The 11,296-nt window shown below is 68.9% G+C and carries 13 protein-coding genes and 1 pseudogene; 12 read left to right on the top strand and 2 right to left on the bottom strand.

Annotated features, from left to right (window positions below):
* Positions 1–391 (bottom strand): pyridoxine 5'-phosphate synthase (locus tag MKK67_RS12645; RefSeq protein ID WP_243965222.1); only part of this gene is annotated, 391 nt, incomplete at its 3' end.
* A 367-nt stretch (positions 392–758) separates the two neighbouring features.
* Between MKK67_RS12645 and rpsF the strand changes: the two genes are divergently transcribed.
* From rpsF to MKK67_RS12595, 10 genes are all read left to right on the top strand, one after another.
* Complete coding sequence (gene rpsF / locus MKK67_RS12640; RefSeq protein WP_243961806.1) at positions 759–1,226, top strand: 30S ribosomal protein S6; 468 nt, start codon at positions 759–761, stop codon at positions 1,224–1,226.
* Positions 1,227–1,229: 3 nt separating this feature from the next.
* On the top strand, positions 1,230–1,487 hold the full coding sequence (gene rpsR / locus MKK67_RS12635; protein ID WP_091712669.1) for a 30S ribosomal protein S18: 258 nt from the start codon (positions 1,230–1,232) through the stop codon (positions 1,485–1,487).
* 127 nt (positions 1,488–1,614) lie between these two features.
* Positions 1,615–2,649 (top strand): hypothetical protein, encoded by a 1,035-nt coding sequence (locus MKK67_RS12630; RefSeq protein WP_243965213.1) that lies wholly within the window; start codon positions 1,615–1,617, stop codon positions 2,647–2,649.
* Positions 2,650–2,690: 41 nt separating this feature from the next.
* Complete coding sequence (gene rplI / locus MKK67_RS12625) at positions 2,691–3,263, top strand: 50S ribosomal protein L9 (RefSeq protein ID WP_243965212.1); 573 nt, start codon at positions 2,691–2,693, stop codon at positions 3,261–3,263.
* Between the two features lie 297 nt (positions 3,264–3,560).
* Positions 3,561–5,048 (top strand): replicative DNA helicase, encoded by a 1,488-nt coding sequence (locus MKK67_RS12620; RefSeq protein ID WP_058194725.1) that lies wholly within the window; start codon positions 3,561–3,563, stop codon positions 5,046–5,048.
* A 94-nt stretch (positions 5,049–5,142) separates the two neighbouring features.
* The gene (locus MKK67_RS12615; protein WP_243965207.1) at positions 5,143–5,592 is read left to right on the top strand and encodes a cupin domain-containing protein; all 450 of its coding nucleotides are present in this window, start codon (positions 5,143–5,145) and stop codon (positions 5,590–5,592) included.
* A 10-nt stretch (positions 5,593–5,602) separates the two neighbouring features.
* Positions 5,603–6,505 carry an SMP-30/gluconolactonase/LRE family protein gene (locus MKK67_RS12610; protein WP_243965205.1) on the top strand — a complete coding sequence of 301 codons (903 nt, stop codon included), beginning with the start codon at positions 5,603–5,605 and terminating at the stop codon, positions 6,503–6,505.
* Positions 6,502–7,404 (top strand): VOC family protein, encoded by a 903-nt coding sequence (locus MKK67_RS12605; RefSeq protein WP_243965203.1) that lies wholly within the window; start codon positions 6,502–6,504, stop codon positions 7,402–7,404. The genes MKK67_RS12610 and MKK67_RS12605 overlap by 4 nt, the downstream gene beginning before the upstream one ends.
* 83 nt (positions 7,405–7,487) lie before the next feature.
* Positions 7,488–8,393: a prolipoprotein diacylglyceryl transferase gene (lgt, locus tag MKK67_RS12600; RefSeq protein ID WP_243965201.1), complete on the top strand. Its 906-nt coding sequence runs from the start codon at positions 7,488–7,490 to the stop codon at positions 8,391–8,393.
* Positions 8,390–9,460: a class I SAM-dependent methyltransferase gene (locus MKK67_RS12595; RefSeq protein ID WP_243965196.1), complete on the top strand. Its 1,071-nt coding sequence runs from the start codon at positions 8,390–8,392 to the stop codon at positions 9,458–9,460. The genes lgt and MKK67_RS12595 overlap by 4 nt, the downstream gene beginning before the upstream one ends.
* 33 nt (positions 9,461–9,493) lie before the next feature.
* Here MKK67_RS12595 and MKK67_RS12590 read toward each other — a convergent pair whose 3' ends face one another.
* Complete coding sequence (locus MKK67_RS12590) at positions 9,494–9,691, bottom strand: fibronectin-attachment protein (FAP) (RefSeq protein ID WP_243965194.1); 198 nt, start codon at positions 9,689–9,691, stop codon at positions 9,494–9,496.
* 147 nt (positions 9,692–9,838) lie between these two features.
* Here MKK67_RS12590 and pgeF point away from each other — a divergent pair, with 147 nt between their 5' ends.
* Positions 9,839–10,609, top strand: a complete 771-nt coding sequence (gene pgeF, locus MKK67_RS12585) for a peptidoglycan editing factor PgeF (RefSeq protein WP_243965229.1) — start codon at positions 9,839–9,841, stop codon at positions 10,607–10,609.
* 285 nt (positions 10,610–10,894) lie between these two features.
* Positions 10,895–11,296, top strand: a pseudogene (locus MKK67_RS12580) (porin family protein); the annotation flags it as partial.

The following is an 11,296-nucleotide window of genomic DNA, read 5'->3' as shown; positions in this document are numbered from 1 at the left end:
CGGCCAGGGCCCGAATGCGGGGGGCGAGGTGATCGCACCCGCCGACGATATCGAGGCCGCCCTCGGTGGTGCGCTCCGCGCGCTTCTCGGGCACCAGGCAGGCGGCGTGCGGCCGGGTCGCCAGGGCGATCGCCACCATCTCGTCGGTCGCCGCCATCTCGAAGTTCAGCGGCACGGTGAGATCACGCTTCAGCGCGGCGATATCGGTGTCGCGGATATGGCGGCGATCCTCGCGCAGATGCGCGGTGATGCCGTCCGCTCCAGCCTCGACCGCCAGAAGGGCCGCCCGCACCGGATCGGGATAGTGCTCGCCGCGGGCGTTGCGCACGGTGGCGACGTGGTCGATGTTGACGCCGAGGCGCTGCCGATCGGAGATCTTTTCGGAAGTCATGGGCCCATTCGTCCCGGGGCGGCCACGGTCCGGGGCGCCCCTCGAACCGCCGATATGCTGGCGTTGTGCCTCACCGGCAAGACGCACCGGCTCACCGGTCTGTCTGAAGCCCTTCGGTCTTGCCAGACGAACAAAAACCGCTTATGCGCCGCCCCTCGCGTTCGCTCCGGCCGGGGGCTGAACGGATGGTGCCGCTTGCGGCATAGGGTCTTCACCGACCCGTCGTCCGGTGTCTCCGCCTTCGATCAACCGCTCGGGCCTGCAAAAACGGCTCGAAGGGCTTGGCGCCGAGCGTCTCGCGAATGAACCGGCCCGAACCAGCCGCTTGTCAGCGGCCGGGCTCCTTTTGACACTGAAAGGCCCGAACATGCCTCTCTACGAGCACGTGCTCTTGGCCCGGCAGGACGTGACGTCCCAGCAGGTCGAGACGATGATCGACACCTACAAGGGTGTGATCGAGCAGAACGGCGGCCGCCTCGAGAAGATCGAGATGTGGGGCGTGAAGTCCCTGGCCTACCGCATCAAGAAGAACCGCAAGGCGCATTTCGCGCTCCTCAACATCGACGCCCCCCCGGCCGCCATCGCCGAGATGGAGCGCCAGATGCAGATCTCCGAGGACGTGCTGCGCTTCATGACCGTCCGGGTCGAGGATCTCGATTCCGAGCCGTCGGCGATGATGCAGAAGCGCGATCGCGACGACCGCAAGGATCGCGAGCGCGGCCGGCGTCGCGACGATGACGGCTTCGGTGGCGGCGGCGGCTTCGGCGGCGACCGTCCGGACCGGGGTGATCGCGGTGGCGATCGTCCCGAGCGCAGCTTCGGCGGGGAGGCCTGAGCCATGGCATTTGGTGCTGGTGCTGGTGCGGGCGGCGGACGCCGTCCCTTCTTCCGTCGTCGCAAGACCTGCCCGTTCTCCGGCGCGAACGCGCCGAAGATCGACTACAAGGACGTCAAGCTCCTGTCGCGCTACGTCTCCGAGCGCGGCAAGATCGTCCCGTCCCGCATCACCGCGGTCTCGGCTAAGAAGCAGCGCGAACTCGCCCAGGCGATCAAGCGCGCCCGCTTCCTCGGCCTGCTGCCCTACGTGATCAAGTAGGTTTTTGATCTCGGCCGGCCCGGCATCTGTCCGGGCCGGTCTTCACAGAGCGATCTGGCATCGCTCGATCGTTGGGGCGCAGCGTCGCCTCTAACCCTGCCGGACGGGCAGCGGGACAGCGGAACCCATGGCACAGCATATCGGCATCGGTATCGGCGCGGGCCTCGTCTCCGCACTCCTGTTCGGGGTGCTGTTGAAGGCGACCCCGCTGGCGATCCTGCTCTACCTCGTGGCACCCCTGCCGATCCTGATCGTCGGCCTGGGCTGGAGCCACAAGGCCGCCCTCGCGGCGGCGGCGGCCGGCAGCCTCGCGCTGGCCCTGGTGATCGCGCCCTTCATGGGCCTCGCCTACGCCGCTTACATCGCCCTGCCGGCCTGGTGGCTCGCCTACCTGACGCTGCTCGGCCGCGAGACGCCCACCGGCCTCGAATGGTACCCGACCGGCCGCCTGCTCGGCTGGACCGCCGCCACGGCCGCCCTCGCCTTCATCGCCATCGCGGTCCTGTCCTCGCCGAACCACGCCGCCTTCGATGCGCAGCTGCGCGGGCTCGCCCGCACGCTGGTGCAGGTGCGCGACCCCGCCGCCCGCCCGACGATCGAGGGCCGCCGCGCCGACACGCCTCAAGCCGAGGCCGGCGATGCCGGTCCGGACGCGGCCGCCGAGCCGGATGCGGAGCCCAAGACCAATCCGGACGAGGCCGAGGTGACACGAACCGAAGTCGCCGACGCGCTGGCCCGCGTCGTCCCGGCCTTCGCGGCCAACGGGCTGGCGCTGCTCCTGACCTTCTACCTCTGGGCCTCGGCAAGGATCGTGAAGATTTCCGGCCGGCTGCCGCGACCCTGGCCCGACCTGCCGGCGACCGCCATGCCGCGCACCACCCTGGTGACCCTGGCGGCCGCCGTGCTGATGTGCTTCGCCCCGGGTTTCGTCGGCGTGTTCGGCGTCGCGCTGGTCGGCGCGTTCAGCGCGGCCTTCGCGCTCCAGGGGCTTGCCGCCTTCCACGACCGCTCGCGCGGCCGGCCGGGGCGCGGACTGATGCTGTTCGGCATGTACCTGATCCTGTTCGTGACCCAGGGCGTCGCCCTGGTGGCACTCACCCTGTTCGGCCTAGCCGACACCGCCCTCGATCGCCGCCGTCCCAAGGACAACCCGGCGCCGTGAGTCCCCGGCCCATGAGGCCGACCAACTGAAGGAGAAAGACGATGGAAGTGATCCTGCTCGAGCGCGTGGCCAAGCTCGGCCAGATGGGCGAGACCGTGAACGTCCGCCCGGGCTTCGCCCGCAACTTCCTGCTCGCGCGCGGCAAGGCTTTGCGCGCGACGGAGTCCAACAAGAAGCACTTCGAGGCGCAGCGCGCCCAGCTCGAGGCCCGCAACCTCGACCGCAAGAAGGACGCCGAGGCCGTCGCCGAGAAGCTGAACGGCCAGAGCTTCGTCCTGATCCGCCAGTCGGGCGAGTCCGGCGTCCTGTACGGCTCCGTCTCCACCCGCGACCTCGCCGAGGTGGTGGCCAAGGACGGCTTCACCGTCGATCGCGGCCAGTTCATCCTGAACCAGCCTATCAAGACGCTCGGCCTGCACAATGTCCCGGTGGTGCTGCACCCCGAGGTCGAGGTCCAGGTGACGGTCAACGTCGCCCGCAGCCCCGAGGAGGCCGAGCGTCAGGCCCGCGGCGAGTCGGTCACCGAGCGCGAGGCGTTCAACCTCGACGACCTCGGCCTGGAAGTCGGCGCGGCGCTGGCCGATGCCGGCGAAGGCGCCGACGACCGCGGCTGATTTTGGGACTCGGCTTGCGCCTTTCCGTGAGGGTCCCGTGGCCCACTCGGGATGGCGTAGACCACATCCCTGTATACCGGTGAACATTGGGGATCATTCGCCCCGAGACTTGACACGTTCCAGTTTTGTTCCAGCATGGACGCCCGCCCCTCGCGAGAGTCGGCGGGCGTCCGTTCGTCCGGGCCGATGCCGGACGAACCGGCCGTCGGCTAAGCTTCGGTAACCTTACCGTGGCCAAGGTCGCGCGGTGTGATCCTGGTGCGCCCGTCCCGGCGCCTGATTCGGAGTCGTCTGCCGATGGCCCTGCCCAATGCGCTCACGGCCAAGCTGGAAGCCGTTCAAGCCGAGTACCGCGTCGCCCCGCACAACATCGATGCGGAGCAGGCGCTGCTCGGCGCCATCCTGGTGAACAACGACGCCTATTACCGGGTGTCGGATTTCCTCCTGGCCGAGCACTTCATGGAGGATGCCCACCAGCAGATCTTTTCGGTGGCGGCGTCCCTGATCCGGGCCGGCAAGCTCGCCACGCCCATCACCATGAAGACCTATCTGGGCGACGCCGATTTCGGCGGCCAGACGGTGATGCAGTACCTCGCCCGGCTGGCGGCCGACGCGACCACCGTCATCAATGCCGGCGCCTACGGCCGGACGATCTACGACCTCGCCATCCGCCGCCGGCTGATCACCATCGGCGAGGATCTGGTGAACGGCGCCTACGAGGCGCCGGTCGAGCAGGCGCCCCGCGACCAGATCGAGGAGACCGAGCGGCGGCTCTACGAGCTCGCTGAAGCGGGCAAATACGACGGCGGCTTCCAGAAATTCTCGGACGCGCTCACCGCCGCGGTGGACATGGCCGCCAAGGCCTACCAGCGCGACGGCAAGCTCTCGGGCATCGCCACCGGCCTATCGGATCTCGATGCCAAAATGGGCGGCCTGCAACCCTCCGACTTGATCATCCTCGCGGGCCGCCCGGCCATGGGCAAGACCTCGCTGGTGACCAACATCGCCTTCAACATCGCCAAGGCGTATCGCGGCGAGAAAGCGGCCGACGGCACGATGCAGACCGTCAACGGCGGCATCGTCGGCTTCTTCTCCCTCGAAATGTCGGCCGAGCAGCTCGCCACCCGTATCATCGCCGAGCAATCGGGCGTGCCCTCGTACAAGATCCGCCGCGGCGACATTCGGCCGGAGGACTTTTACAAGATCACCGACGCCGCCCGGGACATGCAGACGATCCCGTTCTACATCGACCAGACTGGCGGCATCTCCATCGCCCAGCTCGCCGCCCGGGCCCGGCGTCTCAAGCGCCAGAAGGGCCTGGACCTGCTGATCGTCGACTACCTGCAGCTGCTCTCCGGCTCCGGCAAGCGCAGCGACAACCGCGTGCAGGAGATGACTGAGATCACCACCGGCATGAAGGCGCTGGCCAAAGAGCTGGCGGTGCCGATCATCGGCCTGTCGCAGCTCTCCCGTCAGGTCGAGAACCGCGACGACAAGCGTCCGCAGCTCTCGGATCTGCGCGAATCCGGCTCGATCGAGCAGGACGCCGACGTGGTGATGTTCGTGTTCCGCGAGGAGTACTACGTCAACAACAAGAAGCCGCGTGAGGGCACCGAGGAGTTCTTCGCCTGGGAGGCGGAGATGAACCGCGTCCACGGCAAGGCCGAAGTCATCCTCGGCAAGCAGCGCCACGGTCCGACCGGCACCGTGGAACTGCAGTTCGACGCCAACATCACCCGGTTCTCGAACCTCGCCCAGAGCGAGCGGCTGCCTGAGCAGATGTGATCGCACTTGCGGCGGCGGGCCCACGCCGCCGCGAACCATCGCCAGACCCGGCCGTTGTGCGGAAGACGATTTTTTCCACCGCACAGGATCGACGATGAGCGAGCCGACCCCTCCGAAGATGCCGTACTGGCACGTCTATACCGACGCGGACGGGGTGAGCCGCCAGGAGCAATTTTCCATCGCGCGCTTCAAGTTCGAGGGGATAAACCCCGAGACCGCGCCGCAATGGAATGACAAGATGGAGCCGGCGCCCTCGGTGGTGACCTTCACGGTCCTCCCGGTCGGCTGGGTCGGCGAGTGGCACGAGAACCCGCGGCCGCAATGGATCGCGATCCTGTCCGGCCGCTGGTTCGTGGAGACCATGGACGGTCACCGGGTCGAGATGGGCCCGGGCGAGCTGATGATGGGCGAAGACCAGAACACCAAGGCGCGCGACAGCAAGAAGGGCCACCTCTCGGGCACCGTGGGCGACGAGCCCTGCACGATGATCGTCACGGGGCTCCAGGTCGAGCCGACCGTGAACCAGCCCGGGCGCTTCAAGTAGGGGCTGCGGTATGGACGGTTTCGAGCTGACCCAGCCGCGCTTCAAGGCGTATGTGCTGCCGAACGCGCCGCTGGAAAAGCTTGCCGACGGTTTTCGCTGGACCGAAGGGCCGGTGTTCTTCGGCGACCGCAACGAACTGCTGTTCTCGGACCTGCCGAACAACCGGGTGATGCGCTGGACCGATTCCGGCGGCCTCAGCGTCTACCGCGAATCGAGCGACTTCGAGAACGGCCATGCCCGGGACCGCCAGGGCCGGCTCCTCTCCTGTTCGCATCGCGGCCGGCGCATCCACCGGACCGAGCTCGACGGCAGCATCACCAGCTTGGTCGAGCGCTACCAGGACCGACGGCTGAATTCGCCCAACGACATCGTCTGCAAGTCCGACGGCACGATCTGGTTCTCAGACCCGCCCTACGGCATCCAGACCGACTACGAGGGCGGCAAGCAGGATTCCGAGCTGCCGGCCGCGCTCTACCGGTTCGACCCACGCGACGGCGCGCTGCGCGTGGTTGCGGACGACTTCCAGGGGCCGAACGGCCTGTGCTTCTCGCCCGACGAGCGAAAACTCTACGTCGTCGAGACCGGGCTGCAATTCGCCCCCGACCCGCTGAAGCACGTGCGTGTGTTCGACGTGGCTGAGGATGGCCACCTGTCTGGGGGACAGGTGTTCTGCACGATCGCCCCGGGCAATGCCGACGGGATCCGGTGCGACGAGCACGGCAATCTCTGGTCGAGCGCCGGCGATGGCGTCCACTGCCTCGATCCCGGCGGCGAATTACTGGGCAAGATTCTGGTGCCCTCACCGGTGGCGAACCTCGCCTTTGGCGGCCGCAACGACAGCCGTCTGTTCCTCTGCGCCTCGCACACGCTCTATGCGATCTATACCAACGTCCGCGGGGCGCGGCTGTTGTGAGCGGCGTTCGGGCCATCACCGGATTCGGCCGCACCGTCGCGGACCTTGCGGTCACCGAGGCCTTCTATCGGGACGGGCTCGATTTCGACCGCGTCGCGCCGCCGGAGCCAGTGCCGGACGCGCAGGCCGAGGCGATGGGGCTCACCGGGAGGCAGGCGACCCAGCTGCACCTGCAGATCGGCGGCCAGACCGTGACGTTCCTCGCGGTCGAACCGCCCGGCGCGCCCTACCCTGCCGATCCGGCCGCGACCGATCCGTTCTTCCAGCATCTCGCGATCCCGGTGCGCGCCATGGATGCCGCGATGGCGCGGCTCGCCCGGTTCAGGGCGGCCCCGATCAGCCGGGGCGGTGCCCAGGTCCTGCCGGCATCCTCCGGGGGCGTGACCGCCTACAAGTTCCGCGACCCGGACGGCCACCCGCTGGAGCTGATCTACTTTCCCGATGGCTCGCCGGCCGAGCGCTGGCGCGACGCGCCGGGCCTGTTTCTCGGCATCGATCACTCGGCGATCACCGTCACCGACCTCGACGCGGCCCTGGCGTTCCTCACCGGTCCCCTCGGCCTCACGGTCGCGCAGACCGGGCTGAACCAAGGCCCCGAACAGGCCCGGCTCGACGGCTTAGACGATCCAGAAGTCGACGTGATCGCGCTCGAAGCACCCACACCCGCGCCGCATGTCGAGCTGTTGCATTATCGTCGGCCGATTACCCGGCAAGCATCCCCGGCTCCGTTCGACCCGGCCGACTGCGCCTCGACCCGATTCGTCTTCACAGTCGTAAATATGGACGGCCTGCTGCAGGTGCTGCGCGAGGCGGGGTTTGCGCCTCGTGCATCCGCAGATGGTGCGGCTGCCTATTGCGCAGGTCCGGACGGCCACGGTTTCCTGTTCGTGAACGCCTGATGCCCGCAAACGGACGCTGCGTCCCGCGCACTTGACGCACCGCCCCTCCGGCGTCCAATCCGGCCGCCCTGGAGGTCAGACCGATGCCGCTCCTCGCCCTGCCCTTTCCGGCCATCGATCCGGTGGCACTCGCGATCGGGCCGATCACGATCAAATGGTACGCGCTCGCCTACATCGCCGGCCTGATCGGCGGGTGGTACTACGCGCGCCGCCTGGTCATGGCCGACAGCCTGTGGGGCGTGGTCAAGCGTCCGCAGGTGGTCGATATCGACGACCTCGTCGTCTGGGTGGCGCTGGGCGTCGTGCTGGGCGGGCGGATCGGCTACGTGCTGTTCTACAACCTGCCGATGTACATCGCCGACCCGATGGAGATCCTGGCGATCCGCAACGGCGGCATGTCGTTCCACGGCGGCTTCCTGGGCGCGATCCTGGCCTTCCTGCTGTTCGCCCGGGCCAAGAAGCTCAACGGCTACACGCTGCTCGATATCGGCGCCGTGGTCGTGCCGATCGGCCTGTTCTTCGGGCGGATTGCCAATTTCGTGAACGGCGAGCTCTGGGGCCGGGTCGCGCCGGATTTCCCCTACGCGATCGTATTCCCCACCGGCGGGCCGCTGCCACGCCATCCGAGCCAGCTCTACGAGGCGGCCACCGAGGGGCTGCTGCTGTTCATCGTCATGGCGCTCGCCGTCCGCCGGTTCGGCTTCCGCAAGCCCGGCCTGCTCGGCGGCATCTTCGTCTTCGGCTACGCTCTGGCCCGGACCGTTTGCGAGTTCTTCCGCGAGCCGGACCGGCAGCTCGGTTTCCTGTTCGGCGACCATCTCGGTCCCATGGGCGGCGGCGTGACCATGGGCATGCTGCTCTGCGTGCCGATGATGGTCGTCGGGCTGACCTACATCGTGCTGGCGGGGACCGGGCGGACCCGTCCGCGCAATCCAGTCGCAGCGTCCGATCCGCAGGAGGCGGCGCGCGAGGCGCCCGCGAAGGCGTGACGCCGCTCGGAGCCGAGATCGCGGCACTGATCCGCCATGGCGGGCCGATCGGCGTCGACCGCTACATGGCGCTCTGCCTCGGTCACCCGGTCCACGGCTATTACCGCACCCGCGATCCGCTCGGGGCGCAGGGTGATTTCACCACGGCGCCCGAGATCAGCCAGATGTTCGGCGAGCTGCTTGGCGCCTGGGCGGGCTACGTCCACGGCCAACTCGGCCGGCCGGACCCGCTGGTCCTGGTGGAACTCGGTCCCGGCCGGGGCACGCTGATGGCGGACGCCCTGCGCGCCCTGCGGGTGGCGGTCCCGGACGCGGAGCTGCGGCCGCATCTCGTCGAGACCAGCCCGGTGCTGCAGGCGGTGCAGGAGCGAGCCCTCGCCGGCACCGGGGCGACTTGGCACACCGGGATCGAGACCCTGCCGGAGGGCCCGGCGATCCTCCTCGCCAACGAGTTCTTCGATTGTCTGCCGGTACGCCAGTTCGAGCGCCGCTCGACCGGCTGGCATGAGCGCCAGGTTGGCCTCGGCCCCGAGGGCGATCTGGTGTTCGGCCTAACCCCGGAGGCGACCCCGGGCCTTGACGCCGACGGCCCGGAAGGCGCGCTGCTGAGCGTGCCGGCAGCCGGCCTCGCGCTGATGCGGCAGTTGGCCCGGCGCCTGCGCGAATCCGGCGGTGCCCTGCTGGCGATCGATTACGGCCACGTCCGGCCGGGCTTTGGCGATACGCTTCAGGCCCTGTCGGGGCATCGCTTCGCGGACCCGCTGGCGGCGCCGGGCGAGGCGGATCTCACGCACCATGTCGATTTCGCCGCCCTGGCGAAGGCCGCACAGGCGGAGGGTGCGAGCGCCCACGGACCGGTGTCGCAGCGGGACTTCCTGCTCACCCTCGGTCTGAACGCGCGGGCCGAGCGCCTGAAAACCCGTGCCACAGCGGCTCAGGCTGCGGCGATCGATGCGGCCGTCCAACGGCTCACGGATATGAGCCGAGCCGGCATGGGCAATCTGTTCAAGGTCTTGGCCGTGACCGGCCGGGATCTCGGGCCGCTACCCGGATTTCCCGAAGCCTGAGGCTCGGTCTCCGGGCGGCGGCTCGGGATGTCGTCAGCCGAACGAGCCGAACCCCGCATCGGAGGCGCTCGGCGCCCGCGGCGTCGGAGGTGCGGGTGGGTTCGGATCGGAGGGGTCGAAGGCGCCGGGCTCACGCTCGACGGGATGCTCGGCCGCGTTCTGGCTCCGGCGCTCCGGAGCCTCTTGCGCGGCGGTCTCGATCGGGGAGTCGTTCTCGTTCCGTCGTGACATTGCGATCCTTCTCGGAATGAGTCCGGGACCCGGACTCATGCTGCAATGCAGCAAGAATCTGACGGTTCCACGACATCGTCAAGGGGCGGCCATTCCGGTATCGAGCGCGACACTAGGACCGCGAGGGAGCCGACCGTGACCGCAGGCATGTTTATCGAGGCGCCGGAACTCTCCTCGCACGCCGGCATGCGCCACGCCTTCTTCACCCGGGTCGGCGGCGTCTCGGAGGGCATCTACGCCGCGCTCAACGGCGGGCTCGGCTCGCAGGACGTGCCGGAGCGCGTCGCCGAGAACCGGACGCGGATGTGCGCCCAGCTCGGCCTGCCGCCGGACCGGCTGGTCAGCCTGTATCAGATTCATTCCGCCGCGGTGGTCACCGTCGAGGCGCCGTTCCCGGCCGCGGACCGTCCCAAGGCGGACGCCATGGTGACGCGGGTGCCCGGTCTCGCCCTGGGCATCGCCACCGCCGATTGCGGGCCGATCCTGTTCGCCGATCCCGAGAATGGCGTGGTCGGCGCCGCCCATGCCGGCTGGAAGGGCGCGCTCACGGGGGTGATCGAGGCGACGGTGCGGGCCATGGAGGCGCTGGGTGCCCGGCGGCGGCAGATCGTGGCCGTGCTCGGGCCGACCATCGGTCAGGCCTCCTACGAGGTCGGCCCGGACTTCATCACGCGCTTCCGCGCCGAGGCCCCCGGCATGGAACGCTTCCTCGGCGCCGGCACCCGCGCGAGACACGCGCAGTTCGACCTCCCGGGCTTCATCCTGGCCCGGCTCGGCGAGGCGGACATCGGCGAAGCCGCGATGCTCAACCTCTGCACCTATGCCGACCCGGAGCGGTTCTACAGCTACCGCCGGACCACGCATCGCGGCGAAGCCGATTACGGACGCCTGATCTCGGCCATCGCGCTGACGCCGTGACCCCGGCCGGATCCCCAAGCGCGGCCATCGTCGTCCAGGGGGTGCGACACTTTGTCAAACCACCGCGGCGAAAAAAAGCGTGGCCGTAAGCGAACCTTGACCATTCGAGCGCGTTTAGACGCACGAGGTGCCGGGGAAAAACGGCGGATTGCCATAAGGGGCCGCGATGAGCGGTCGGCGATACCGCAGAGCGCAAAGCGCCCTGGAACCGCTGGAAGACAGCCAGATCCGCGTTCCGTGTCGGCTTTATGAAGCCGGCGCGGGGCCACCAGTGAGGACCAGATGATGAAATCCCTGCTTCGCGCCACCACCGCCCTTGCGGGCGTCGCCCTCGCCGGCTCGGCCTTCGCGGCCGACCTGCCGCGCCGCGCCGCGCCGCCGCCGGTGTTCACCCCCGTCCCGGTGTTCACCTGGACCTGCGCCTAGTTCGGTATCAACGCCGGCTACTCCTTCGACGCCAGCAGCGGCGCCAACAATTCGACCTGCGTCGTGCCGGGCGGTGTCGGCCTGACCAACGGCCCCGCCGCCGTCACCACCTTCCGCAACCGCAGCCAGGACGGGTTCTCCGGCGCCGCCCAGGTCGGCTACAACTCTCAGTTCACCCCGGGCTCCGCCGTGGTCGTCTGCAGCGCGGCGGACGCCCACTACCCCGACTTCTGGCGAGACCGGAACTACGCCTTCGGCAGC

The sequence above is a fragment of the Methylobacterium sp. J-072 genome (genome assembly GCF_022829425.1).
In the GTDB taxonomy this organism is placed as follows: Bacteria; Pseudomonadota; Alphaproteobacteria; order Rhizobiales; family Beijerinckiaceae; genus Methylobacterium.
This window is presented reverse-complemented; position numbering and strand designations above follow the sequence as displayed.